Annotated in this window: 18 protein-coding genes; 7 read left to right on the forward strand and 11 right to left on the reverse strand. The window is 63.0% G+C overall.

The features are described 5' to 3' along the window. Window positions 1-12: 12 nt before the first annotated feature. Together IB263_RS25885 and IB263_RS25890 are read left to right on the forward strand one after the other, a co-directional pair. A complete protein-coding gene (locus tag IB263_RS25885) occupies window positions 13-1839 on the forward strand; it encodes a sensor histidine kinase (protein ID WP_060601401.1) in 1827 nt (608 codons plus the stop codon). After that, window positions 1836-3197, forward strand: coding sequence for a sigma-54 dependent transcriptional regulator (locus IB263_RS25890; protein ID WP_060586231.1), 1362 nt, complete (start codon window positions 1836-1838; stop codon window positions 3195-3197). The genes IB263_RS25885 and IB263_RS25890 overlap by 4 nt, the downstream gene beginning before the upstream one ends. A gap of 75 nt (window positions 3198-3272) precedes the next feature. Here the strand turns inward: IB263_RS25890 and IB263_RS25895 are convergent, their stop codons facing one another. Genes IB263_RS25895 through IB263_RS25910 form a run of 4 tightly spaced genes read right to left on the reverse strand, consistent with a single transcriptional unit; the run spans window position 3273 to window position 8575 of the window. Further along, window positions 3273-4874 (reverse strand): ABC transporter ATP-binding protein, encoded by a 1602-nt coding sequence (locus IB263_RS25895; protein WP_060530325.1) that lies wholly within the window; start codon window positions 4872-4874, stop codon window positions 3273-3275. Between the two features lies 1 nt (window position 4875). Beyond that, window positions 4876-6006, reverse strand: coding sequence for an ABC transporter permease (locus tag IB263_RS25900; protein WP_034799617.1), 1131 nt, complete (start codon window positions 6004-6006; stop codon window positions 4876-4878). Then, window positions 5999-6922, reverse strand: a complete 924-nt coding sequence (oppB, locus tag IB263_RS25905; RefSeq protein ID WP_034799616.1) for an oligopeptide ABC transporter permease OppB — start codon at window positions 6920-6922, stop codon at window positions 5999-6001. The genes IB263_RS25900 and oppB overlap by 8 nt, the downstream gene beginning before the upstream one ends. A gap of 54 nt (window positions 6923-6976) precedes the next feature. After that, window positions 6977-8575, reverse strand: coding sequence for a peptide ABC transporter substrate-binding protein (locus IB263_RS25910; RefSeq protein WP_034799615.1), 1599 nt, complete (start codon window positions 8573-8575; stop codon window positions 6977-6979). 760 nt (window positions 8576-9335) lie between these two features. Between IB263_RS25910 and fba the strand changes: the two genes are divergently transcribed. Then, entirely contained in the window at window positions 9336-10379 is a 1044-nt protein-coding gene (gene fba / locus IB263_RS25915; RefSeq protein WP_034799614.1) for a class II fructose-bisphosphate aldolase, read from the forward strand. Between the two features lie 143 nt (window positions 10380-10522). Here the strand turns inward: fba and IB263_RS25920 are convergent, their stop codons facing one another. Next, entirely contained in the window at window positions 10523-11335 is an 813-nt protein-coding gene (locus tag IB263_RS25920; protein WP_060601409.1) for a MerR family transcriptional regulator, read from the reverse strand. Between the two features lie 225 nt (window positions 11336-11560). Between IB263_RS25920 and IB263_RS25925 the strand changes: the two genes are divergently transcribed. Both IB263_RS25925 and IB263_RS25930 read left to right on the forward strand, forming a co-directional pair. Next, entirely contained in the window at window positions 11561-12829 is a 1269-nt protein-coding gene (locus IB263_RS25925; RefSeq protein WP_112974754.1) for a 4-aminobutyrate--2-oxoglutarate transaminase, read from the forward strand. 257 nt (window positions 12830-13086) lie between these two features. Further along, the gene (locus IB263_RS25930; protein WP_060601412.1) at window positions 13087-14562 is read left to right on the forward strand and encodes an NAD-dependent succinate-semialdehyde dehydrogenase; all 1476 of its coding nucleotides are present in this window, start codon (window positions 13087-13089) and stop codon (window positions 14560-14562) included. 20 nt (window positions 14563-14582) lie between these two features. On the opposite strand, the gene fabI is transcribed toward IB263_RS25930, so the two are convergent. The 4 genes from fabI to IB263_RS25950 are packed head-to-tail and all read right to left on the reverse strand — an operon-like array spanning window position 14583 to window position 19761. Beyond that, complete coding sequence (fabI, locus tag IB263_RS25935) at window positions 14583-15368, reverse strand: enoyl-ACP reductase FabI (RefSeq protein ID WP_034799607.1); 786 nt, start codon at window positions 15366-15368, stop codon at window positions 14583-14585. Between the two features lie 17 nt (window positions 15369-15385). Beyond that, complete coding sequence (locus IB263_RS25940; protein ID WP_060601414.1) at window positions 15386-16570, reverse strand: acetate/propionate family kinase; 1185 nt, start codon at window positions 16568-16570, stop codon at window positions 15386-15388. A gap of 2 nt (window positions 16571-16572) precedes the next feature. After that, entirely contained in the window at window positions 16573-17529 is a 957-nt protein-coding gene (locus IB263_RS25945; RefSeq protein ID WP_060601417.1) for a phosphate acetyltransferase, read from the reverse strand. Window positions 17530-17544: 15 nt separating this feature from the next. Next, the gene (locus IB263_RS25950; RefSeq protein ID WP_060518205.1) at window positions 17545-19761 is read right to left on the reverse strand and encodes a DUF3141 domain-containing protein; all 2217 of its coding nucleotides are present in this window, start codon (window positions 19759-19761) and stop codon (window positions 17545-17547) included. A 358-nt stretch (window positions 19762-20119) separates the two neighbouring features. Between IB263_RS25950 and htpG the strand changes: the two genes are divergently transcribed. Then, entirely contained in the window at window positions 20120-22009 is a 1890-nt protein-coding gene (htpG, locus tag IB263_RS25955) for a molecular chaperone HtpG (RefSeq protein ID WP_060518207.1), read from the forward strand. Window positions 22010-22101: 92 nt separating this feature from the next. On the opposite strand, the gene IB263_RS25960 is transcribed toward htpG, so the two are convergent. Both IB263_RS25960 and IB263_RS25965 read right to left on the reverse strand, forming a co-directional pair. After that, window positions 22102-23286: a CaiB/BaiF CoA-transferase family protein gene (locus tag IB263_RS25960; protein WP_060601419.1), complete on the reverse strand. Its 1185-nt coding sequence runs from the start codon at window positions 23284-23286 to the stop codon at window positions 22102-22104. An 11-nt stretch (window positions 23287-23297) separates the two neighbouring features. Next, window positions 23298-24485, reverse strand: a complete 1188-nt coding sequence (locus tag IB263_RS25965; RefSeq protein ID WP_034799596.1) for an acyl-CoA dehydrogenase — start codon at window positions 24483-24485, stop codon at window positions 23298-23300. A gap of 235 nt (window positions 24486-24720) precedes the next feature. On the opposite strand from IB263_RS25965, the gene IB263_RS25970 reads away from it, so the two are divergent. Continuing rightward, window positions 24721-25689 (forward strand): LysR family transcriptional regulator, encoded by a 969-nt coding sequence (locus IB263_RS25970; RefSeq protein ID WP_060601421.1) that lies wholly within the window; start codon window positions 24721-24723, stop codon window positions 25687-25689. Window positions 25690-25702 lie beyond the last annotated feature (13 nt).

Genomic DNA, 25702 nt, shown 5'->3' on the forward strand with positions numbered 1-25702 from the left:
GCGCGCATATCTGTGAAACATCGCTTGGTCCTTGCGTTCCTGCTGTTGCCGCTGCTTGCAGCCATGCTGGCATGGAAAGGCTATGCGGTCACGACCGACAGCTACTTGCGCGAGGCAGGTGCTCAGGCGACCACGGCGCTGCGCCTCGCCGTCACCGCGCTCGACGGCCACCTCAACCGCTACCAGGCGTTGCCGGCACTGATCGCGGATCATGACGATGTCCGCGAGCTCGTCACCCGCCCACGGGACCGGCGACTGCGGGAGGCCGTCGACAGCTACCTCAAGGACATCAACGGCCTGTTGCAGTCCTCGGACATCTACGTGATCACGCCGGATGGCAACACCATCGCCGCCAGCAACTATGACGGGCCGACGAGCTTCGTTGGGCAGAATTTCAGCTACCGGCCCTACTTCCAGGAAGCGCTTCGCGGCGAGCAATCGCGGTTCTATGCACTCGGAACCACGTCGTTGAAACGCGGCTACTTTTTCGGATCCCCGATCCGGGTCGGCAACGAGATCCGCGGCGTCATGGTGTTCAAGGTCGATGTCGAGCGCATCGAAGCGTCCTGGCAGGGCGGCGAGTACAAGATCTTCGTCTCCGACCCGGAAGGCATCGTCTTCATGTCCGGCGATCCGGAATGGCGCTACGCGTCGATCCTGCCGCTGACGTCGGACCGGCTTGCACGAACCGAGGCCTCCAGGCGCTACGCCGATGCGACCGTACATGCCCTTCCCGTGTCGGAGCGCGTTTCGTCCGACCGTCATTTCCTCACCGTCTCGGCCGAAAACTCAAGCCGCGAATACCTTATGCTTTCGCAGCGGATGCCCGACGCCGACTGGACGGTGAATGTGCTGGTCGACACCGCGTCGGTGCGAACACAGGCGCTGACGACTGTTATCGCCGCTCTGCTTCTGCTCTGCCTTGCCGGTCTCGGCGTCGCCATCATTCTCCAGCGGCGCGCGCGGCTCAACGAGCGCCTGTCGATGCAGGCGGAAGCACAGGCCGAGCTGGAACGCCGCGTAGACGAACGCACCGCTGACCTTGCCCGCGTCAACGGCCAGATCGAGGAAGAGATCGCCGAACGGCGGCTGACGGAGAAGCAACTGCGACGGACGCAGGCCGATCTGATCCAGGCCGGAAAACTGGCAGGGCTCGGGCAGATGTCCGCCGCCCTCTCGCACGAATTCAACCAGCCGCTCGCCGCCGCCAAGACCTATGCTGACAGCGCCGCACTGCTGATCGAGCGGGGTCGGTCCGACGAGGCGACGGACAATATCCGCCGCATCTCCGGGCTTGTCGACCGCATGGCGGCGATCAGCAAGCACCTGCGCAATTTCGCCCGCAAACCGAACGAGAAACTCGGGCGGGTCCCGGTCGAGGAAGTGGTGCGCGACACGATGGAGATCGTGTCGGTTCGGCTGAAGGCGGCGGCGGCGACCATCGACATCGATCTCGGCAACGAACCGCTCGTCGTCCGGGCCGGCTCGGTCCGCCTGCAGCAGGTGCTCGTCAACATCATTTCCAATGCCGCCGATGCCGTCGAGGGCCTTGACGACCGCACCATCCGCCTGCGTGCGAAGCAGGAAGACGGCAAAGTCGTGCTGACCGTCAGCGACCGCGGCCCCGGCATTGCGCCGGCGATTGCCGAACGTATCTTCGACCCATTCTTTTCCACAAAGGGCGTCGGCAAGGGGCTGGGCCTTGGCCTTTCGATTTCCTATAACATTATCAAGGATTTCGGCGGAAGCCTTGTCGCCACTAACCTTGCGGAAGGCGGCGCCGAGTTCCGCATCGAACTCGCTGCCGAAAACAGCAATGCCCGGGAGGCCGCCGAATGATCGAGAGCCGGATCCTGCTCGTCGATGACGAAGAGGATGTGCGCCATTCGAGCGCCCAGGCGCTCGAGCTGGCCGGTTTCCGCGTCGATACCTTCTCGGCCGCCGAACACGCGCTCGAATTCATCAGCTACAGTTTTCCTGGCGTGGTGATCAGCGATATCCGCATGCCGGGCATGGACGGCATGACCCTCCTGCAGCGCATCCGCGAAATCGATGCGGAGGTACCGGTCATCCTCGTCACCGGCCATGGCGATGTGCAACTCGCGGTCCGGGCCATGCGCGAAGGCGCCTATGACTTCGTCGAGAAGCCCTTCGCAGCGCAGATGCTCGCCGGCACGATCCGCCGGGCACTGGACTGGCGCGCGCTCGTTCTTGAAAACCGCCGGCTGAAGGCGGTTGCCGGCAAGCGCGACGACATCGAACAGCGGCTGCCCGGTCGAAGCCAGGTCATGGTCGATCTGCGCTACCGCATCCGCGCGCTCGGCGCGGCCGATGCCGATACGTTGATCATCGGCGATACCGGCGTCGGCAAGGAGGTGCTGGCCCGCACGCTGCATGATCTGAGCACCCGCGCCAACAGCCCGTTCATCGCTATCAACTGCGCCGCACTGCCCGAAAACCTGATCGAAAGCGAGCTCTTCGGCCATGAGCCCGGCGCCTTTCCCGGCGCCATCCGTCCGCGCTACGGCAAGTTCGAACATGGTCGCGGCGGTACGATCCTGCTCGACGAGATTGGCTCGATGCCCTTCGACCTCCAGGCTAAGTTTCTGCGGGTGCTGCAGGAACGCGTCATCACCCGGCTCGGATCGAACGAGCAGGTCCCGCTCGACGTCCGTTTCATCGCCACCAGCAAGGTCGATCTCGAAAAGGAAGTCGCCGCCGGGCGCTTCCGGGCGGACCTCCTCTATCGCCTCAACGTCGCGACGCTCCGCGTCCCCTCGCTTGCCCAGCGGCGCGCCGACATTCCGCTGCTCTTTCTGCAACTGGTCAGGGAGTCGGCCGCTCGCTACGGCCGGGATGAGGTGGAGATCTCCCAATCGATGCTGGCCGAAATCGCCGAGCGCGACTGGCCGGGCAACGTGCGCGAGTTGCGCAATGCCGCCGAGCGGCTGGTGCTCGGGCTCGATGCGGCTCCCGACGACAGCGCGCGATCGGAAAACGGCAACCGCCTTGCCGACAAGGTGGCGGCCTATGAAAAAGGCCTCATCGCCAGCGCAATCGCCGCCCATGGCGGCGCGCTGAAGCCGGTCTACGAGACCCTCGGCATCTCGCGCAAGACGCTCTACGAGAAGATGCAGAAGTTCGGGCTCGACAAGAAACTCGTCGCTTCCGATTTCTCCGCAGAGAACGAGACCTGACGTTTCCGAGCCCGCGAACGAAAACGGGGACGCGATCGCTCGCGTCCCCGCTAAATTTTGAAGGCCTGTGCCTGCTCAAACGTTGAAGGCAGCGCCGATCAGCGTCTTGGTATAGGGCTGCTTCGGCGCCTCGAAGATCGCATCGGTCTCGCCTTCCTCGACGATCTTGCCGTTCTTCATGACGATCACGTAGTCCGACATCGCCTTCACCACCGAAAGGTCGTGGCTGATGAAGATGTAGGAGAGCCCGTGTGAGCGCTGCAGGTCGCGCAACAGCTCGATCACCTGCCCCTGGACCGAACGGTCGAGCGCCGACGTCGGCTCATCGAGGATGACGACCTTGGGCTTCAGGATCATGGCACGAGCAATGGCGATGCGCTGGCGCTGGCCGCCCGAGAACTCGTGCGGATAGCGGTTGCGGGAGGCGGGATCGAGCCCCACTTCCTTCAACGCTTCCGACGCCCGGCGGTCGCGGTCGGCGCGGGTGAGCTCGGGCTCGTGCACGTGCAGGCCTTCGGTGATGATTTCGCCGACGGTGCGCCGTGGCGAAAGCGAGCCGTAAGGATCCTGGAAGACGAGCTGCAGGGTGCGCCGCAGCGGCCGCATCTGCCCGCGGTCGAAGCCGGAGATATCCGTCGTGCCGAAGCGGTAGTGGCCGCTGCTCGGCAGGAGCCGAAGAAGCGCGCGGCCGAGCGTCGACTTGCCCGAACCGGACTCGCCGACGACACCGATCGTCTGCCCTTCCTTCAGGCGCAGATTGACGCTGTCGACCGCACGGAAGACGGACTTGCCGCCGCGGAAGAGGCCGCCACCGATCTGGTAATCGACGCAGACGTCGCGACCTTCAAGAATGATCGGCGCACTGTCGGGCGGAGACGCCTTGCGGCCGCTCGGTTCGGCGGCAAGCAGCATCTTCGTATAGTCGGCCTGCGGCCGTTCGAAGATGTCGGCCGTCGTGCCCTTTTCAACCACTTCGCCGCGACGCATCACGGCGACACGGTCGGCGAAGTGTTTGACGATGCCGAGGTCGTGGGTGATCAGCACGATCGCCATGCCGAATCGCTTCTGCAGCGATTTCAGGAGATCGAGGATCTGTGCCTGGATCGTCACGTCGAGCGCCGTCGTCGGCTCGTCCGCAATCAGCAGATCCGGGTCGTTCGCAAGTGCCATCGCGATCATCACGCGCTGGCGCTGGCCGCCCGATAGCTCGTGCGGATAGCTGTCAATGCGGCGCGCCGGTTCCGGAATGCCGACGAGCTCCAGCAGTTCGAGCACGCGCGCCCGCGCCTGCTTGAACGTGCCGCCGCGGTGGTGAACGATCGGCTCGGCGATCTGGCGACCGACCGGATAGAGCGGATCGAGCGAGGTCATCGGCTCCTGGAAGATCATGGTGACCTTCGCGCCGCGGACCTGGTTCAAGGCCTTAGCCGGCAGTCCGACGAGCTCCTGCCCGCGGTAGGTTGCCGAGCCGGTCACGGTGCCGTTCTTGGCAAGCAGACCCATGATGCCCATCATCGTCTGACTCTTGCCGGAGCCGGACTCGCCGACGACCGCGAGCGTTTCGCCGGTGCGCACATCGAGATCGATGCCCTTGACCGCTTCGACCGTGCCATCAGGCGTCGAGAAGTTCACCTTGAGACCGCGAACGGCCAGGATGGTTTCCTTGGTATCTGCCATGTCAGCGATCCTTCGGGTCGAGCGCGTCGCGCAGGCCGTCGCCGACGAAGTTCAGCGAGAACAGCGTCAGGACGAAGAAGATGGCCGGGAAGATCAGAAGCCATGGCGCCGACTGGATGTTGTTTGCGCCTTCCGAGATCAGCGCCCCCCAGCTCGTCAGCGGCGCCTGAACGCCGAGGCCGAGGAAGGAGAGGAAGCTCTCGAGCAGGATCACCTTGGGCACGACGACGGTCACGAAAACGATGACCGGGCCAATCGTGTTGGGGATGATGTGCCGGCGGATGATCTGCCAATCCGTGAGACCGAGCGCCTGCGCGGCGCCGACGAATTCTCGACGTTTCAACGCCAATGTCTGACCGCGCACGATACGGGCCATGTCGAGCCATTCCACTGCCCCGATCACCAGGAAGATCAGGATGAACGAGCGCCCGAAGAACACGACGAGAACGACGACCAGAAACACGAAGGGCAGAGAATACATGATCTCAACCAGACGCATCATGACGTTGTCGACGCGACCGCCGATGTAGCCCGATGTCGCGCCGTAGACCACGCCGATCCCGAGAGACACGAGGCTCGCAAGCAGGCCGACGGCGATCGAGATCTGGCCGCCGAGCATGACGCGAACCAGGAGGTCCCGGCCGTTGGAATCCGTGCCGAAGGGGAAGTATTCCCGGTCGACCTGGCCGGTCACCTTCAGCGTCTTTCCGTCGTTTTCCGTTGCCACCACCTGGGTGTCGCGGAATTCGTTGGCGCGGTCGAAGTAGCGCGTGGCGCGGGAATCGATCGGCTGTTCGGAAGTAATCGTCGCGGTGAAGGTTTCACCCTCGAGATTGAACTCCTTGAGCGTGACGCGTGCCCGTGTGGCGACGCCTTCCATCACGTCCTGAAGCGTCGACGTATCTGGACGCGGCTCCAGGCTCGGGCTGATCGAGACGTAGGACGGAAACACCTGATCGTAGGTGTGCGGGACGAAGAACGGACCGAGGAACGAGAACAGCGCGATAAGCGCCAGCATGAAGCAGCCGGCCATGGCGGCACGGTTGCGCTTGAAGCGCATGGCGGCGAGCTGGAAGAGGCTGCGCCCCTTTGTTTCCGGCGTCGCCGCCGGGGTCTGGGCGATATCAGTCATGGCGAACCCTCGGATCGAGCAGGCCGTAGAGAATGTCGACCAGGAGATTGAAAACGATGACGAAGATGGCAACGAGGATAACTGTGCCCATCACCAGCGTGTAGTCACGGTTGATGGCGCCAAGGACGAAGTAGCGACCGACGCCCGGGATGGTGAAGATCGTCTCAACGACGGCCGAGCCGGTCAGAAGGGCCGCAGCACAGGGCGCGAGATAGGACACGACCGGCAGCATCGCACCACGCATCGCATGGGTAACGACGACCGTTCGCGATGGCAGGCCATAGGCCTTGGCCGTTCGGATATGGTCGGTATGCAGCGCCTCGATCATCGAGCCGCGCGTGAGCCGCGCAAAAACCGCAAGCTGCGGCAGCGCCAGCGCGATCATCGGCAGGATCAGGAAGCGCAGCGATCCATCCCCCCAACCACCGGCCGGCAGCCATGCGAGCACGATCGCAAAGACCAGTGTCAGCACCGGGCCGACGACGAAGTTGGGCACGGTGACCCCTATCGTCGAAAACGACATGATGGTGAAATCGAGGACGCTGTTTTGCCGAAGCGCGGCAATCGTTCCGGCGGTGACGCCGCCGATCAGCGCAATAAGCAACGCGTAGAAGCCGAGTTCCATCGAATAGGGCAGACCCTTGCCGATCAATTCAGCGACGTTGTTGTCCTTGTAGACGTAGCTCGGGCCGAAGTCGCCGGTCACCGCATTGCTGAGATAGTGCGTGTATTGGCGCCAAAGAGGCTGGTCGAGCTGGTACGTCTTCATCAGGTTCGCCATCGTTTGTGGCGGAAGAGGACGCTCGAGGTTGAAGGGGCCACCAGGGGCGAACCGCATCAAGAAAAACGAAATGGTGACGACGATAAACAAGGTCGGCACCGCACTCGCCAATCGGCGAAGGATGAAGGAAATCATGGACGTGCTCCGGAGGCGACGCGCGACCTTATGACCGCGCGTCGTCTCTGTTCGTTATTCGGCGATGCTCAGGAACTTGCTGAGGTGCTCGTTCGGAGCATTGTCCGCCCAGCCCTTGACGCGGCTGGCAACCAGCCACAGGTCGGCCTGGGTCAGAAGCGGAGCGATCGGCTGTTCCTTCATCAGCAGCGCTTCGGCTTCATGCATCAGCTTCGAGCGAGCGGCCGGATCCTGCTCGTCGTAGGACTTCTTCATCAGGCCGTCGAACTCGGCGTTTTCGAAATGGCCGTAGTTGAAGGTCTTGTTGGAGCCGACGCTGAGCGCCAGGAAGTTCTCGGCATCCGCGTAGTCAGCCTGCCAGCCGGCGCGGGCAACGTTGAACTTGCCGCCTTCCTGCAGGTAGGCGTAGTGCGAGGACACGTCGAGGTTCACCAGCGACACCTTGGCGCCGAAGGTGTTCTTCCACATGTCGGCGACAGCCGTTGCGACGCGCTCGTGGTTCGGGTTGGTGTTGTAGCGCAGCTCGATGTCGAGCGGCTTGCCACCTTCGCCGTAGCCGGCTTCCTTCATCAGGGCGATGGCCTTGTCTTCGCGGTCGAGCTGCGACAGCGTGCCGAACTCGGCCTTGGACGGCTCACCGTAGCTCTCGATGCCCGGAGGAACCATCGAATAGGCGGGGAGCTGCGAACCGGCGTAGATTTCCTTGGCGAGGAAGTCGCGGTCGACGGCCATGGAGAGAGCCTGGCGGACGCGAACGTCGCTATAGGGCTCCTGGCGGGTGTCGAAGGCGTAGTAATAGGTCGCAAGCGACGGCGAGACATGGACCTGCTCGCCATAGGACGTGCGCAGACGGTCGATCTGGTCAGCCGAGAAGTTGTAGACGAGGTCCATTTCCTTGGCTTCGAAACGACGAACCGAAGCCGCCTGGTCGTCGATCGGGTAGAAGATGACCTTGTCGAGCTTGACGTTGGCCGCATCCCAGTAGTTGGCGTTCTTGACGACGGTCAGGCTGTCGTTCGGAACGTGGGCCTGCAGCGTGAAGGCGCCGTTCGATACCATGACGCCCGGCTTGACGAAGTCCGCGCCGTTCTTTTCGACGCTGGCCTTGCTGACCGGAAGTGCCGTCTGGTGTGCGAGCAGCTCCAGGAAGAACGGGGTCGGACGCTCGAGCGTGATTTCGACGGTCTTTTCGTCGATCGCCTTGATGCCGAGCTGATCGGTCGGCAGGTCGCCCTTGTTGACCTTTTCGGCGTTCTTGATCGGGAAGAGAATGTTGGCGTAGCCGGCAGCCGTCTTCGGATCTTCGACGCGGCGGAAGGAGAAGACGAAGTCTTCAGCCGTTACCGGCGAACCGTCCGACCACTTTGCATCGGCGCGCAGCTTGAAGGTGTAGACCGTGCCATCGTCCGAAAGCTCCCACGTCTCAGCAACACCGGGGACGATCTTGGCAGAGGCGTCATAGATCGTCAGACCTTCGTAGAGGTCCTTGAGGATGAACGCTTCAATGTTGATCGAGGTGTGGTGCTGGTCGAGCGTCTGCGGCTCACCTGCGTTGCCGCGATGCAGGACAGCTTCGGCAAGTGCCGGGCTTGCTCCGATGAGCAGCGAGCCAATCAGCGCGGCAGCGCGGAGGTTGAGTTTCAGTGATGCCATTTTGTTTCTCTCCTTCCCCTTGTTTTGGGTTTGTGATCGCAGGAGAGAAGTGCAAATCGTTCGCGAACGCAAGGCGGATTCTGCGGCTGTCTGCATCTTTATCTATAGGAGGGGAATCGACCTATCCCATAGGTTGTATTTTGTTTGCGATTCTTTTCGTCGCCTTTGCGACGGGCATATGACGTGAACAGGGCATTTTTGCGAAATCTACTGCAACGTTTTAGGTCCGCGCTTTTTGTCGGCCGGATTGGGCCTCGAATCATCCGCGATGCAAAGTTTGTGAATTTTAGCGGCAGTTTACGTAATCTGCGCAAAGAAAGAGGGGCGTTGCCGCAATCTTCTTGCGAGACGTTCACCTCCTGTCGACAGACTGTTTCCGAGAGGGCATCCACCGCGGTGGTGTAGCAGACAAAACCAGCGCCCAATGGTTGCATTCACTGCCCTCGGCTCCCCCTCCTCTCAGGCACCACCAGAAAGTGAAAACACTTCACACTGAAGGTGTTGCATCCAGTCCACAGTAAAATCGATTGAAGCGAGTTTCGACCTCTGGCAACCTGCCTTTTGCCCGGTTGTCAAACCACTTCGATGAACTATTGTGCGCCTGACTTCGGTGGGCGCGACCAATTCGCGCGCGCCGTCACGCCGCACGAAAAAGCCGGCCATCGACTTTGCCATCGATGCATTTCGTGCGGTTCAACGGCCGGATTGTTTTTGTGGTGCGCCGCATAGGTTGCACCGAGTATCCAAAGGGAGATAGCGAATGGCATTGATCACATTGCGGCAACTGCTCGACCATGCGGCGGAGAACGACTACGCGCTGCCGGCGTTCAATGTGAACAATCTGGAATACATTCAGGCCGTCATGCGCGCCGCCGATGCGACCGACAGTCCGGTCATCCTTCAGGCAAGCCGTGGCGCCCGCTCCTACGCCGGTGACGCGTTCCTGCGCCACCTCATCCTCGGCGCGGCGGAAGAATACCCGCATATCCCGGTCTGTTTGCACCTCGACCACGGCGACCAGCCGTCGACCTGCATTTCGGCCATCACCAACGGCTTCACCTCCGTCATGATGGACGGCTCGCTGGAGAAGGACGGCAAGACCGTTGCCAGCTATGAATACAATGTCGCCGTCACCGCAGAAGTCGTGAAGATTGCACATGCGGCCGGCGTTTCGGTCGAAGGCGAACTCGGCTGCCTCGGCAACCTCGAAACTGGCGCCGGCGACAAGGAAGACGGCCACGGCTTCGAAGGCAAGCTGTCGCGTGAAGAACTGCTGACCGATCCGGAGCAGGCGCTCGACTTCGTCACCAAGACCGGCGTCGACGCACTGGCCGTCGCCATCGGCACCAGCCACGGCGCCTACAAGTTCACCCGCGAGCCCGATGGCGACATCCTGTCGATCGAAACGATCGCCAAGATCAATAAGAAGCTGCCGAACACCCACCTCGTCATGCACGGCTCGTCGTCGGTGCCGAAGGATCTGCAGGATCTCTTCAACACCTATGGCGGCAAGATGAAGCCGACCTGGGGCGTTCCGGTCTCGGAAATCCAGAAGGCGATCCCGCTCGGCGTTCGCAAGGTCAACATCGACACTGACCTGCGCCTCGCCATGACCGGCACGATCCGCAAGAACTTCGCCGAGAACCCGGAAAACTTCGACCCGCGCACCTACCTGAAGCCGGCAACCGCGCTGATGACCGAAGTCTGCAAGGAGCGCTTCGAAGCCTTCCGCACCGCTGGCAAGGCCTCGAAGATCCGCACGCTGCGCCTGCCGGAAATGGCAAAGCGCTACGCGGCCGGCTGATCCGACAATCCCTCCCCGCTCCGGGCCACCGGATCGGGGAGCAGACGGCTTGCCTAGGCTCACAACACCGATCGGCGCGCGGTTCTATTCGCACCGCGCGCCGATTTCGTTTCAATTGGGAATGCCGCGTGATCGGCCGACGATTAGAACGTCGGCGGCGTGTTGACCCAGAGCAGCACGGTTTCGCCGTCATGCCGGTTCGTCCAGGCGTGTCGCCTCTTGCTCTCGAAATAGAGCGAGTCGCCGACACCGAGATCGTAGAACTGGTCGCTGTCGAGAATGAACTCGACGCGGCCGGAAAGCACATAGACGAACTCCTCGCCCTCGTGCCCGTAGGCGCCTTCGCTGGACGCGCCCGGCTCCAGCACGAAGCGGTGGCAATCCATCTGGTTGCGGCCATCGGCAAGCAGTTGCACCGTGACGCCGGGGGTCGTGCGCGGCCATGTCCGCCATTCGCCGGCCCGAACGACGGCGCGCGTATCCGCCTCCTCTTCACCAGCAAGGCTGGAAACGGTGGTTCCGAAGAATTCCGCGATGTTGTGCAGCACAGCGACCGAGACGCCCTGCGACGTGCGTTCCAGCGTCGAGAGCACCGAGGCGGCGATGCCGATCTCGCCGGCGACCTGCTCCAGCGTCTTGCCGGCGGCGTGCCTGAGGCTGCGTAGCTTGCGCCCGATCTGGTTTTCAGGCCCGTCGCTCGTCGCCGATGGGGGCTGGTCGTCCGCAGCCCCTTCGGCGTCCAGCGCCTCACGGATCGCAGCCGGATTGAGACCACGCTCGGCCCGGAACCAGGAGATGCGCTTCAATCGGGCAAGATCGTTCTCGGTATACTGCCGATGCCCCGTCGGCGAGCGCTCGGGCACGACGAGACCTTGCGTCTCCCATAGCCTCAGCGTCGAGGCGGAAACCCCCGCCAGTCGCGCCGCTTCAGCGACCTTGTAGCGCACTGCGCCCATTCCAATTTCCCTTTACCGCCCAGCGGCGCTGCCCGAATCCTTGCAATTCCGGCGTGTCCGCAACCTTAGCCGCCGCGATCGAGATCTGACAAGAACGGCGCATCAGCAACCGTGGTGTCTCGATCACCAAATTTGATTTGCAATCGACAGTGAAAGGTGTACCACTTCCACAATAAACTTGCAGAAAAAATGCAATATATTAACTCCAGACGACAGGAACGCGCCATGACCAGCCTCCCCGACCGCAAGAACGCCGCCATCTCGCGCGGCGTCGGTATGACCACCCAGATCTACGCCGACCGCGCGGAAAATTCGGAAATCTGGGACAAGGAAGGCAATCGCTACATCGACTTCGCCTCCGGCATCGCGGTCGTCAATACCGGCCATCGCCACCCGAAGGTGATCGAGGCGGTCAAGGCGCAGATCGATCGCTTCACCCACACCTGCCACCAGGTCGTTCCCTACGAATGCTACGTGCATCTCGCCGAGCGCCTCAATGCACTGACGCCCGGCGACTTCGCCAAGAAGACCATCTTCGTGACCACCGGCGCCGAAGCCGTGGAAAACGCCGTCAAGATCGCCCGCGCCTCGACAGGCCGTCAGGCGGTTATCGCCTTCAGTGGCGGCTTCCACGGCCGGACCTTCATGGGCATGGCGCTCACCGGCAAGGTCGTTCCCTATAAGGTCGGCTTCGGCGCGATGCCGGGCGACGTCTTCCACGCCCCCTTCCCGATCGAATTGCACGGCGTCACCACCGAACAGTCGCTCGCTGCGCTGAAGAAGCTCTTTGCCGCCGACGTCGATCCGGGTCGCGTCGCCGCGATCATTCTCGAGCCCGTGCAGGGCGAAGGCGGCTTCTATCCGGCGCCTGCCGCCTTCATGAAGGCGCTGCGCGAAATTTGCGACCAGCACGGCATTCTCTTGATCGCCGACGAAGTTCAGACCGGCTTTGCCCGTACCGGCAAGATGTTTGCCATGGACCACCATGATGTCGCGCCCGATCTCATCACCATGGCGAAAAGCCTTGCCGGCGGCTTCCCGCTTGCCGCCGTTACCGGCCGCGCCGAAGTCATGGATGCTCCAGCGCCGGGCGGCCTTGGCGGCACCTATGGCGGCAACCCACTCGGCATCGCCGCAGCGCACGCCGTCCTTGACGTTATCGCTGAGGAGAAGCTCTGCGAGCGCGCCGAGCAGCTTGGCGGCCGGCTGAAGCAGCGGCTTGCCGCAATCCGCGAGCAGGCGCCCGAAATCGCCGACATCCGCGGCCCCGGCTTCATGAACGCCGTCGAGTTCAACGACGTGAAGACCAACCTGCCGAGCGCTGACTTTGCCAACAAGGTGCGCCTGATCGCTCTGGAAAAGGGCCTGATCCTGCTTACCTGCGGTGTGCACGGCAACGTCATCCGCTTCCTGGCGCCGATCACCATCCAGGACGAAGTCTTCGCCGAAGCGCTCGACATTCTCGAAGCGTCGATCCTCGCAGCGCGTGCTTGATCCTCGACCGGGCGACCAGCAACGCGGGTTGCCCGGTGCATAATTCCTCAATTCAGGATCGACTTGAGGGCAAAATTATGCAGCAATTCAAAGTGCTATGGCGGCCTTAGCGCATCCTGAGGGATGCGCGGCGCTGTAGGTGCTGCGCGCCAATTCAGACGCGCAATGCTCGGGTGCCGGGATTGATCGGCACCCGCAAGAACAAGCAAAAGCGGGCCTGCCGTCTCGCGGCAGGCCATCGCCGGAGGATGCCCGCCATGACCTTGACCCCCGCCTTGACCAAGCACTTGCGCGACGCCGACCTGTTCGCTTCGCTTCATTCCATCCCCACGGCCGGCAAGAATTGGGCTGGCGCAACCTTCGACGTCTTCAATCCATCGACCGGCGAAAAGCTGGCGACGCTGCCGGATATGGGCATCGACGAAGCCCATGCGGCAATCGAAGCTGCGGCCAAGGCGCAAGTTCTCTGGGCGGCAAAGCCTGCCAAAGACCGCAGTGCCGTGCTTCGCCGCTGGTACGACCTGATCGTCGCGCATGCCGACGACCTTGCAGCCATCCTGACGGCCGAGATGGGGAAACCGATTGGCGAATCGAAGGGTGAAGTGCTGCATGCCGCGGCCTATGTCGAGTGGTATGCGGAAGAGGCGAAACGCATCTATGGCGAAACCTTCCCCGCCCCGGCCAACGACCGCCGCATGCTTGTGATCAAGCAGCCCGTCGGCGTCGTCGGCACGATCACGCCGTGGAATTTCCCGGCCTCGATGGTCGCCCGCAAGATCTCGCCGGCGCTAGCCGCCGGCTGCACCATCGTGCTGAAACCCGCCGAACAGACACCGCTCGTTGCCGGCGCGATGTTCTTGCTCGCCGAAAAGGCAGGCTTCCCGACCGGTGTCGTCAACCTGCTCTATGCCGCAGAAGGCGCTGCAATCGGCCGCGAACTTTGCAGCAACCCGAAGGTGCGCAAGATCAGCTTCACCGGATCGACCGAGGTCGGTCGGCTTTTGATGCGGCAATGCTCCGACCAGATCAAGAAGGTCAGCCTGGAGCTTGGCGGCAACGCCCCCTTCATCGTCTTTGACGACGCCGACATCGACGAGGCGGTCGATGGCGCTGTCCAGGCGAAGTTCCGCAATGCCGGCCAGACCTGCGTCTCGGCCAACCGCATCTATGTGCAAGCGGGCGTGCACGACGCCTTTGCCGAAAAGTTCGTCCGGCGCGTCGCCGAGCTGACTGTCGGCGACGGTTTCACGCCTGATATCACCATCGGACCGATGATCGACAAGCACGCGATCGAAAAGATCGAGGCCCATGTCGCCGACGCCGTTTCGAAGGGTGCCAAGGTGCGCGCCGGCGGCCACCGGATCGGCACGTCTGGCACCTTCTTCGAGCCGACGGTGCTAACAGGCATTTCGACAGACATGCGCGTCGCCCAGGAAGAGACCTTCGGTCCGATCGCCCCGATCATCCGCTTCGAGACCGCCGAGCAGGTGATCGCCGAAGCCAACGACACGATCTACGGTCTTGCAGCCTATTTCTACGCCGAAAATCTGAAGCGCGTCTGGCATGTGGCGGAAGCACTGGAATACGGGATGGTCGGCATCAACACCGGCCGCATGTCCTCCGAAGCCGCCCCCTTCGGCGGCATCAAGCAATCGGGCATTGGCCGCGAAGGCTCCCGCCACGGGCTCGAAGACTATCTCGAGATGAAGTATCTCTGCATGGGCAATATCTGACCCATGCGGAGACCCGGCGGCTAGTCGATGATGTGGTAGCCGCCGTCGACATAAAGCACCTGGCCCGTGATCAGGCGGGCGGCGTCATGCGCAAGGAAGGCGGTGGCCGCGCCGACGTCGTCGATGTCAATCAGCTCGCGGCTCGGCGATTTGACCTTGGTCTTTTCGAGTAGCGCGTCGAATTCCGGAATGCCGGAAGCGGCGCGCGTCGCCAGCGCGCCAGGCGAGATGGCGTGCACGCGGATCCCCTTCGGGCCGAGTTCGGAGGCGAGGTATCGGACGGCACTTTCGAGTGCGGCCTTGGCGACACCCATGATGTTGTAGTTTTCCACCACCACCTGTGAGCCATGATAGGTCATGGTGAAGAGCGTGCCGCCGTTCTTCATCAGCGGCTCGGCGAGATGCGCCATGCGGATGAAGGACCAGCAGGAAATGTCCATAGTCTTCAGGAAGCCCTCGCGCGGGACATCGACGACGCGGCCGCCGAGCGTATCCTTCGGCGAAAAGGCGATCGAATGGACGACGAAGTCGAGTTCACCCCAGGTCTTCTCGATCTCCTCGAACACCGCTTCCATTTGCCCTGGCACGGCCACGTCGAGCGGGAGGAAGATCGGCGCTTCGATTTCACGCGCCAGGGGTTCGACGTGAGGTTTCGCCTTGTCGTTCAGATAGGTGACCGCCACCTCCGCCCCGAAAGCGCGGAAGGCACGGGCGCAGCCCCAGGCGATCGATCGATCATTGGCAATGCCGACGATCAGGCCCTTGCGACCATCGAGAAGTTTGGCCTTTGCGACAGGAATGGACATCAATTGTCTCCGATGGATCAGGCTGCGCGGGTTTTAAGCAGTGCAAGCGTGTGGCGGGCGATCATCAGTTCCTCGTCGGTCGGGATGACGTAAAGCGCAACGCGGCTCGAAGGCGTCGAAATCAGCGTCGCGCCGGCCTCGTTGGCGGCTGGGTCGAGTTCGGCCCCGAGCCAGGCGATGTTCTCGGCGATGCGGGCGCGGATCTGCGCGGAGTTCTCCCCGACGCCCGCCGTGAAAACCAAGGCGTCGATGCCACGGAGCGCGGCTGCAAGCATCCCGACATTGAGCCCTGAGCGATAGACGAAGTGGTCGATGGCGAGCTTGGCATGGGGATCCGCGCTTGCAAGCAGGTCGCGCATGTCGTTCGAGACGCCGGAGAGCCCCTTGAGGCCGGCCTCGTGGTAAAGCAGGTCGGAAACGGCCTGGGCACTCATGCCGCGCTGCAGGATCAGATAGAGCACGACGCCTGGATCGAGCTGACCGGGCCGCGTTCCCATCGGCAGGCCGTCGAGCGCGGTGAAGCCCATGGTGCTCTCGATGCTGTGACCATCGCGCAAGGCGCACATAGAGGCGCCGCTGCCGAGATGGGCGACGATGACGCGACCACCTGCGACCGCAGGCGCCACATCCCGCAGACGCTCTGAAATGTACTCATAGGAAAGGCCGTGGAAGCCGTAGCGCCGCACACCATCCTCATAGAAGCTGCGCGGCATGGCGTAGCAGTTCACCTCTTCCGGGTGGCCATGATGGAAGGCGGTATCGAAACAGGCGACCTGCGGTACATCCGGATTGATCGCCATCGCCTGACGGATCGGAGCAAGATTGTTGGGCTGGTGCAGCGGTGCCAGATCCTGGTAGCTCGCGAGGCGATCAAGGACGTTCGCATCGATCAGCACCGGCGCCGCATAATCGGGGCCACCATGTACTACGCGGTGGCCGACCGCCCGTAAGGTGAAGCCTTCGAGCGTCAGCAACCAGTCGCGTGCCGCCGCGATCGCCGCCGGCAGATCGCCAACGACGTCGGCATCATAGCTCTTGTCGGTCAGAATGGTGCCGTCGGCCGCTTTCGCCTGCAGGCGGGGACGCGTGCCGATGCCACCGATCTGGCCCTTTATCTGGCGTTCGAGCCCTTGATCCGTGATCCCGAAAACCTGGAACTTCAAGCTCGACGAGCCGGCGTTGACGACGAGAAGCGCATCCATGGTCATACCGCCGCAACTTGCGAGGTCCGCCGGCGCGCCGCATAGAGCGCGGCGACCGCGCAGGAGGCGAGGCGCGTGCGCACGGAGTCCGCCCGCGACGTCAGCACGATGGGCACGCGCGCTCCAAGCACGATGCCGGCAGCGTCGGCATGGGACAGGAACGTCAGGTTCTTGGCGAGCATGTTGCCCGCCTCAAGGTCCGGCACCACCAGAATCTGGGCGCGGCCGGCCACGGGCGACGTGATGCCCTTGATCCTTGCTGCCTCCGGGTCGATCGCGTTGTCGAAGGCAAGCGGACCATCGAGCAGGCCGCCGGTGATCTGGCCGCGTTCGGCCATCTTGCAGAGTGCTGCCGCCTCGATCGTTGACGGGATCTTCGTCGTTACCGTTTCGACCGCAGAAAGAATGGCGACGCGCGGCTCGCCGAGGCCGATCGTCACCCAGAGATCGATGGCATTCTGCACGATGTCGCGCTTGGCTTCGAGGTCGGGAAAGATGTTGATGGCGGCGTCTGTGATGAAGAGCGTCTCTGAATGCCCCGGTACGTCCATGATGAAGACGTGGCTGATCCTTCGATCGGTCCTGAGCCCGGTCGCCGACGCCGCGACCTCCTTCATCAGTTCGTCGGTATGCAGGCTGCCTTTCATCAGCAGCTCGCCGCGACCCTCGCGGATCATCGCCACCGCTTTCGCCGCGGCCGCATGGCTATGCGGCGCGTCGACGATCTCGCACCGACCGAGGTCGAGGCCGTGTTCGGCGGCCACGCTGCGGATCTTTGCCTCTGGCCCGACGAGAACGGGTGCGATCAGCCCCATTTGCGCGGCCTCCAACGCACCGCGCAGAGAGGTCTCGTCGCAGGGATGCGCGACAATGGTGACCGCCGGCGTTTCGTCTCGCGCGGTGGCAATCAGGAGATCGTATTTGGACTGCTCAATCGTCAGTTCGGTTACCTCGGACACGTCGATACTCCCCCATCAGGTAGCGGTGCGATTGCGAATGATCTTGCCCGCCGCGATCGGAACCGGCGGCTCGCTGTCCAGGCGGAAGAGCGCGGCAACCTGCTGCAACCGCTCGGCAGCCACGCCCGTCACGGCTCCGGATGCCTCCAGTACCTCACGAAGGGCCGTAAAGGCACTGCGACGCTCCTCGACCGCCTCCGGTAGCAGCTTCGGAAGAGCGGCGAGCGCCGCAGCCTCGTCGATCAGCAGCATGAAATACTGCTCCCGCATAACGGTCTTGAAGTCGGCCAGGCTCAGTTGCTTTGCTTCCGGATGGGAAAGCCGGAGCCGGCGCACAGCCTCGAAGCCGCGTTCGTCCGCGCCTCCGCGCGCCATGCCGACGAAGGTCAGGGCTCTGGCAAGACCTTCACAGGTTCCGCCCACGGCCATTCTGGCCTTGAGTTCGGCGATCCGCGCCTTGACGAGCTCGCGGTGCAAGAGGCTCTTCTCCGCTTTGCGCGGCGGCTGGTCTGAGTTGGTGTCGATGCCGAGTGCCGCTTGCAGGGTCGGAGCGCCGTAGATGGCGTGGAAGCTTTGCTCCGAAAGATATTCAGCCGTCCGTCGCCAGGTCTCTAACCCGTCCACGATCTGCTGCGACAGCGCCTCCTGCCAGCCGATGAACGGGTTGCCGGCGGCAGCAGGTTCGCGGTTTTCACGGACATAGTCCGCGAGCGCCGACGTCCAGGCCATGAAGGGGTTGTCGGGCCCGAAAAGCGCGTATTGCAGACGCAGCGGGTGCATGTTGCGCATCGCCTCCGCCACGGGCGGCGTTGCCGCTGCCTTGACCATCGGCTGCAGATAGGTGCGATAGAGCGCCAGATTGATCTCCGAAAGCTTCGCCGCGGTGGCGAAACGCCTGTCATCCTCGATGTCGTTGCCGCCAAGCGCGCGGATGTCCTCGAGGGTGCGCGGCTCGCAGCGCATCAGCCATTCTCCGGAGACGAGCGCCCTGCCCTCGGCCGCCTCGCTCGCCGGCGTCAGCACCGCCTCGTAAAGCCCAGGCGGCAGCACGTCGATCAACTCGATGTTGGAGGCGAATTCGTCATGTTCCTTCCGCGCGACGCCGGCGGAGACGAAAATGCCGAGATGTCCCACGGTCTCGTGGACGGTGTAGACGATCGTCTGGCCGTAGGCCCGGATTTCGTCGACGCTGTCATAGAGGTCGAGGATCCAGTCGAGCGCCTGCTGCGGCGGGGTGATGTTATCGCCCTTGGAGCAGAAGACCACGATCGGCGAGCGGATGTTGCGAAGGTCGATCGCCGTGCCGTCCGATGTTCGGATTTCGCCCGCGGCAAGCTTGTTGCCCACGAAGAGTTCGTCGACGATGAACTGCATCTCCTCGGCATTGAGCGTGACGTGGCCACCCCACCAGCGTTCGAACCCGAGGTAGCGCGCGGCTTCCGTGTCGATCTTCGAATAGAGATTGTATTGCTTGGTCCAGAGGGTGTTGGCCGGATTCTGGTTCTCGAAATTCTGCACCAGCCAGGCACCGTCGAATATGCCGCCGCCGAGGTCGCCGGTCAGCGCCGTCAGCCAGCTGCCACCGAGAAGCCCGCCGGAATAGCGCATCGGGTTCTGCCCGTGCACGCCTGCCCAATAGGACAGCGGTGCGCCGGCAATGATGATCGGGCCGAAGAGTTCGGGACGCAGCGCGGCGACGATCGTGACCGCCCAACCCGCCTGGCAGTTTCCGATCACACAGGGCTTTCCGTCCGCTTGCGGATGGCGGGTGATGACGGTTTCGAGAAAGCCGGCTTCGGCCAGTGCGATGTCCTCGATCGTCTGTCCAGGAACCGGATCCGGCAAGAAGCCGATGAAGTAGCACGGATGGCCCGCTTTCAGCGCGACACCTATTTCACTGTCGGCCTTGAAGCCGCCAATGCCGGGGCCGTGGCCGGCCCGGGGGTCGACGACGACGAAGGGACGCTTGGTCGGATCGACCGTGACGCCCTCGGGCGGAACGATGCTGACCAGCGCATAGTTCACCGGCCGGGCGAGCGTGCGCCCATCGGTAACAAGCTGGGCCTCGAACTCCAGCACGTTCGGCGCGGTCTGCGTGCGATGTTCCTCGTATTGCGCGCCGCGCTGACGCATGACATCGAGAAAAAGGATCGAACGTTGCCAGGCATCGAGCGAAAAGGAATAGGCATCTGCGAAAGTCGGGATTGTCGGGCTCGTGGAATGCTTGGGCATGATGTCCACTCCTCGGTGCGATTGAAGGTCAGCCCCGTCGCCAAGGCCAATAGAGCAACGCAATTTGTCGCGCATTGACCTTAGTCAAATCGACTGGCGGCAGAGCGCGATATGAACTCGGCATGATGACCCAGGACCATCTGTCCGGGTCGCAGGAACATAACAGCGGAGTGTTACGGCGACTTGTCGCCCTTGCGAATTCCTCGCCTTCGACCCCGTTGAAGAAGCATCGTTTCGCTGGTGTTGAGTGATCTTTCGCAGTGCAGCATTGTCCAGAAATGGGGAGTGCGCAAGTCGGGCCTTGAAATTCAGGACACAGCTTGCCAATTGGGGCGAAACCCAAAGGAGTTGCCAGGCAATGAGCGAAACCGAAATGTCCGTAGAGAAACATGTCTTCGAAGCCGATGTGGCGCGACTGCTCCATTTGATGGTGCATTCGGTCTATTCCGACAAGAACGTCTTCCTCCGCGAACTGATTTCGAACGCGGCGGATGCCTGCGAGAAGCTGCGTTATGAGGCGATCGTCTCGCCGGAGCTTCTGGCGGGCGACCCGACCCCGCGCATCACCCTGACGCTGGACGAGGAAAACAACCGGCTCATCGTCGAGGACAACGGCATCGGCATGGGTCGCGACGAGCTTGTCGAAGCGCTCGGCACCATCGCCCGCTCGGGCACACGCGCCTTCATGGAGCGCATTGAAGCCGCCCAGGGCAAGGAGGGCGCGCAGCTCATCGGCCAGTTCGGCGTCGGCTTCTATTCCGCCTTCATGGTCGCCGACAAGGTCGATGTGGTTTCGCGCCGCGCCGGCTCGGAGCATGCCTTCCTGTGGTCGTCCGACGGCAAGGGCAGCTACACCGTTTCCGCAGCCGAACTTGCGGACGCCCCGGCGCGCGGCACACGCATCACGCTGCACCTGATGGAAGACGCCAAGACCTACACGTCGCGCTGGACCGTCGAGCGCATCGTCAAGGACCAGTCCGGCCACGTGCCGGTGCCTATCTCGATTCTCGAAAAGCCCGATGCCGAGCCTGTCCAGGTCGGGGACGGCACCGCGCTCTGGACCAAGCAGAAGAGCGAGATCAGCAAGGAAGACTATGCCGATTTCTACCGCGGCGTCGCCGGCCAGTATGACGACCCAGCGCTGACCGTGCATTTCCGCGCCGAAGGCCGCCATGAATATACGGCCCTTGCCTTCGTGCCCGGCTCCAAGCCATTCGATCTGTTCGACCCGGACCGCAAGGGCCGGATGAAGCTCTACGTCAAGCGCGTCTTCATCACCGACGAAGCGGAATTGCTGCCGCGTTACCTGCGTTTCGTGCGCGGCCTCGTCGACACGTCGGACCTGCCGCTAAACGTTTCGCGCGAGATGATCCAGGAAAGCCCGCTGCTCGCCAGCATCCGCAAGGGCGTCACCAATCGCGTGCTGACGGCGATCGAGAAGCTTGCGGAAAACGAGACAGAGACCTTCGACAAGCTCTGGGAAAACTTCGGCAGCGTGCTGAAGGAAGGCATCTATGAGGATTACGAGCGCCGCGAGCAGCTGGTGGCGCTGTCGCGCTTCCGCACCACTACTTCGGATGAGAGCCAGCGCAGCCTTGCCGATTACGTCAAGGACATGAAGGACGGCCAGTCGGCGATCTATTACTTGACCGGTGACAACCTCGCCCAGCTCAAGGCCTCACCACAGCTCGAAGGTTTTCGCGCCCGCGGGATCGAGGTGTTGCTGTTGACCGATCCGGTCGATAGCTTCTGGGTCACATCCGCGCCCGATTTCGACGGAAAGCCGTGGAAGTCGATCACGCAGGGTGCGGCCGATCTCAGCGCCATCGCCAAGACCGAGGGGGCCAAGGAAGAAGCGCCGCAGGCCAGCCAGCTGGTCATCGACTTCGTCGCTTTCGCCAAGGAGACGCTCGGTGCGTCCGTCTCGGACGTGCGCACCTCCGACCGCTTGACGGAAAGCGCCGTTTGCCTGGTGGCACCCGAACACGGCCCCGACCGCCAGCTCGAAAAGATGCTGCAAGGTGCTGGCCGTCTCGACGACGCCCCCAAGCCGATCCTTGAGATCAACCCGAGCCACGCTCTGATCACCGCCATGGCCGCGAGCCCCGCCGGCGATACGGCGTTCCGCACGGACGCCGTCCAACTCCTGCTCGACCAGGCGCGCGTGCTCGATGGCGACAAGCCGCAGGACCCGCGCGGCTTCGCCGAACGGCTGTCGCGCGTCTTTGATCGCGCCCTCAAGGCTTAACAAAGAAGCCCTGGAAATCTCTCCGATTTCCAGGGCTTTCGCTATTTTCTTCAGGTCAGGCCTCAACGAGACACTCAGCGTCTCACGTTGCGTTAATCGCTCTTCGACGCGTCCATCCCGATTTCGGCCAACACCTCGGCCGTATGCTCTCCAAGCCGCGGCACGCCACGCTCGAGCGCAAGCTCGGCGGCCGAAAACCGGATCGGCGTCCGGACCCCGGGCGACGTACCGGCAGCGGCCCCCGAATGCGGCGTATCCACCCGCATTTGGCGATGCTCGATCTGCGGATCGGCAAAGACGTCGGCAACGGTGTTGATCGGTCCGCCGGGCACGCCTGCGTCCTCCAGCAACTTCAACAGCGTGTCGCGCTCGATCTTCGCGGTTTCGGCGGCGAGTTCCGGCGTCAACGTGTCCCGGTTCTGCACGCGAAGCGCGTTGGTCAGATAATGCTCGTCGGTCGCAAGATCCGAACGCCCGAGCAGGGTGCAGAACTTCACGAACTGCCGGTCGTTACCAACAGCGACGATCAGGTGACCGTCCGAGGTGGGGAAGACCTGATAGGGCGCGATGTTCGGGTGCGCATTGCCGAGCCGGCGCGGCGCCTTGCCCGAGACGAGGAAATTGAGCGCCTGGTTGGCAAGCACGCCCGTCATGCAGTCAAGCAGCGCCATGTCGATCTGCTGCCCCTCGCCGGTGCGCTCGCGCTGAGCAAGGGCTGCCTGCACGGCAATCACGCCGTAAAGACCGGTGAAGATATCGGCGAAGGCGACGCCGATTTTCTGTGGCTCGCGATCGGGCTCACCGGTCAGATCCATGATGCCGCTCATGCCCTGGACGATGTAGTCGTAGCCGGCGCGGTGCGCATAGGGACCATCCTGGCCGAAGCCAGTGACCGAGCAGTAGATCAGCCGCGGATTGATCTTCTTCAGACTCTCGTAGTCGAGCCCGTATTTCGTAAGCCCGCCGACCTTGAAGTTCTCAAGCAGCACGTCCGACTGGGCGGCAAGGCGGCGCACGGCCTCCTGCCCCTCCTCGGTCGTGAAGTCGAGCACCACCGAGCGCTTGCCGCGGTTGCAGGCGTGGAAATAGGCGGCGTCGAGCTTCTCGCCTTCCTCGCCCGCGACGAAGGGCGGGCCCCAGGTGCGGGTGTCGTCGCCGGCCGGGCTTTCCACCTTGATGACGTCGGCACCGAGATCGGCCAGCGTCTGGCCGATCCATGGGCCCGCCAGAATGCGGGCCAGTTCCAGGACACGAATGCCCTTCAGCGGCGTTTCCATGACGGCACCGCTCAGAAGAAGGCCTGAAGGCCGGTCTGGGCGCGACCGAGGATCAGCGCATGGACGTCATGCGTGCCCTCGTAGGTGTTGACGGTCTCGAGGTTCACCATGTGGCGCATGACCTGGTATTCCTCTGAGATGCCGTTGCCGCCGTGCATGTCGCGGGCCATGCGGGCGATGTCGAGCGCCTTGCCGCAATTGTTGCGCTTGACGATCGAGATCATTTCCGGGGCCATACGGCCTTCGTCCATCAGGCGGCCGACGCGCAGCGACCCCTGCAGGCCGAGCGTGATCTCCGTCTGCATATCGGCAAGCTTCTTCTGGAAGAGCTGCGTCTGCGCCAGCGGCCGGTTGAACTGCTTGCGATCGAGACCGTACTGACGCGCCGCATGCCAGCAGAACTCGGCAGCGCCGAGCGCACCCCAGGAGATGCCGTAGCGGGCACGGTTGAGGCAGCCGAACGGACCCTTGAGACCCTCGACGTTCGGCAGCAGCGCTTCTTCGCCGACCTCGACATTGTCCATGACGATTTCGCCGGTGATCGACGCCCGCAGCGACAGCTTGCCGGCGATCTTCGGGGCGGAAAGACCCTTCATGCCCTTTTCGAGCACGAAACCGCGGATGGCGCCTCCGTGCGCTTCCGACTTTGCCCAGACAACGAAGACATCGGCGATCGGTGCGTTAGAGATCCACATCTTCGAGCCGACGAGGCGGTAGCCGCTCTCGGTCTTGATCGCGCGCGTCTTCATGCCGGCCGGGTCAGAACCGGCGTCCGGCTCGGTCAGGCCGAAGCAGCCGATCCACTCGCCGCTGATGAGCTTCGGCAGGTACTTCTGCTTCTGCTCCTCGGAGCCATAGGCATAGATCGGATAGATCACCAGCGACGACTGCACGCTCATCATCGAGCGGTAGCCCGAATCGACGCGCTCGACTTCGCGAGCAACGAGGCCGTAGGCGACGTAGGAAGCGCCGACGCCGCCATAGGTTTCGGAAACGGTGACGCCGAGCAGACCGAGCTCGCCCATCTCGCGGAAGATCTCCGGATCGGTCGATTCTTCGCGGTAGGCGTCGATGACGCGCGGCTGCAGCCGGTCCTGCGCATAGGCCCGCGCGGTGTCGCGGATCATACGCTCGTCCTCGGTCAACTGATCGTCGAGGAGGAACGGATCATCCCATTGAAATTGCGTCTTGCCGGCCATGTTTCTCTCCCATCGGATTATTCGGCTCACGTTATCGCAAGGGGTGCATGCCGTTTCAAACGAAATTGAGGCACCGCCTCATGCGTCCGGGGAATGGCCCCTCGTTCGCCATCGAGCAGCCCATGTTGCAAATTCGCTGGAATATGACGACAAGAACGGACGTCCTTCGCTCCGCTTCCCTCCTTGCAGAACAAAGGGCCAGTTCAACGCCAGAGATCAGAAGCAAGCCACGACCATGGCCAATGACCGCCTCGAACGCTTCGCCCACAATCTCGACTGGAATCTGCTGCGCACCTTCGTCGTGCTCGTCGAGGAAGGCAGCATCACGGCCGCCGCCAACCGGTTGCTCCTGCAACAGCCGGCCGTCAGCATGGCGTTGAAGCGGTTGGAGCAAACCGTCGGCCAGAAACTCATCGACCGGCGTCCCGGGCGTTTCAACCTGACCGACGCCGGTGCGCGCCTGCATGCGCAGTGCCGCGATATCTTCGCAGCCGTCATCCGCCTGCCGAATGTTCTTGAAACCGCCGGCGAGGAGATCACCGGCCATCTCAACATCCACTCGGTCAGCCACGCGCATAATCCCGCCTGGGACCGCAAGCTCGAAAGCTTCTTTCGCCTGCACCCCAAGGTCACGCTGTCGGTCACGGTCGCAACTACCGTGGATGTGTTGAGCGCCGTCGAGCGCAATGTTGCGACCATGGGCCTATGCGACGGCAACATTCCCGACTGGCTGAACAGGCGGTTTCACGTGCGCGAGCGCTATGCGCTCTATTGCGGCAGAAGCCATCCGCTTTTCGGGGTCGAAGGCGTCGACTTCAACGACCTCAGGGGCAATCCCTATATCGCTTTCATCGCCGACGTTTTGGGCGGCCAGCACATGAACTCGGTAACCGCCGTGCGCGCGATCGGGTCTTTTGGCCAGCAGGTCCGCGCCGTCTCCTGCAATGTCGAGGAGGTGATGCGGCTGATCGCCTCCAATGTCGGCATCGGCATGCTGCCGGATCACTTGGCATCGCCAGCCGTCGCGGCGGGCCAACTGTGGCAGCTGCCGCCCTATAGCGATCTGCCCACCACCGATGTCTTCCGCATCTCCAATCCGAATGCGATCCTCAATCCGGCAGAAGCCGCATTTCTTGCCCATGTGGCCGATACGGAGCCGCTGGACCACTGCCTCGACGATCGGGCTGACCATCATCAGGATTGATAGCCACCTTTCC

The organism is Ensifer sp. ENS03, assembly GCF_014852035.1.
GTDB lineage: Bacteria > Pseudomonadota > Alphaproteobacteria > Rhizobiales > Rhizobiaceae > Ensifer > Ensifer adhaerens.

Excerpts from the sequence above, each read along its gene's own strand:
- IB263_RS25890 (WP_060586231.1), top strand. The coding sequence starts at position 1,836 with ATGATCGAGAGCCGGATCCTGCTCGTCGATGACGAAGAGGATGTGCGC.
- IB263_RS25895 (WP_060530325.1), bottom strand. The coding sequence starts at position 4,874 with ATGGCAGATACCAAGGAAACCATCCTGGCCGTTCGCGGTCTCAAGGTG.
- IB263_RS25900 (WP_034799617.1), bottom strand. The coding sequence starts at position 6,006 with ATGACTGATATCGCCCAGACCCCGGCGGCGACGCCGGAAACAAAGGGG.
- oppB (WP_034799616.1), bottom strand. The coding sequence starts at position 6,922 with ATGATTTCCTTCATCCTTCGCCGATTGGCGAGTGCGGTGCCGACCTTG.
- IB263_RS25910 (WP_034799615.1), bottom strand. The coding sequence starts at position 8,575 with ATGGCATCACTGAAACTCAACCTCCGCGCTGCCGCGCTGATTGGCTCG.
- fba (WP_034799614.1), top strand. The coding sequence starts at position 9,336 with ATGGCATTGATCACATTGCGGCAACTGCTCGACCATGCGGCGGAGAAC.
- IB263_RS25920 (WP_060601409.1), bottom strand. The coding sequence starts at position 11,335 with ATGGGCGCAGTGCGCTACAAGGTCGCTGAAGCGGCGCGACTGGCGGGG.
- IB263_RS25925 (WP_112974754.1), top strand. The coding sequence starts at position 11,561 with ATGACCAGCCTCCCCGACCGCAAGAACGCCGCCATCTCGCGCGGCGTC.
- IB263_RS25930 (WP_060601412.1), top strand. The coding sequence starts at position 13,087 with ATGACCTTGACCCCCGCCTTGACCAAGCACTTGCGCGACGCCGACCTG.
- fabI (WP_034799607.1), bottom strand. The coding sequence starts at position 15,368 with ATGTCCATTCCTGTCGCAAAGGCCAAACTTCTCGATGGTCGCAAGGGC.
- IB263_RS25940 (WP_060601414.1), bottom strand. The coding sequence starts at position 16,570 with ATGGATGCGCTTCTCGTCGTCAACGCCGGCTCGTCGAGCTTGAAGTTC.
- IB263_RS25950 (WP_060518205.1), bottom strand. The coding sequence starts at position 19,761 with ATGCCCAAGCATTCCACGAGCCCGACAATCCCGACTTTCGCAGATGCC.
- htpG (WP_060518207.1), top strand. The coding sequence starts at position 20,120 with ATGAGCGAAACCGAAATGTCCGTAGAGAAACATGTCTTCGAAGCCGAT.
- IB263_RS25960 (WP_060601419.1), bottom strand. The coding sequence starts at position 23,286 with ATGGAAACGCCGCTGAAGGGCATTCGTGTCCTGGAACTGGCCCGCATT.
- IB263_RS25965 (WP_034799596.1), bottom strand. The coding sequence starts at position 24,485 with ATGGCCGGCAAGACGCAATTTCAATGGGATGATCCGTTCCTCCTCGAC.
- IB263_RS25970 (WP_060601421.1), top strand. The coding sequence starts at position 24,721 with ATGGCCAATGACCGCCTCGAACGCTTCGCCCACAATCTCGACTGGAAT.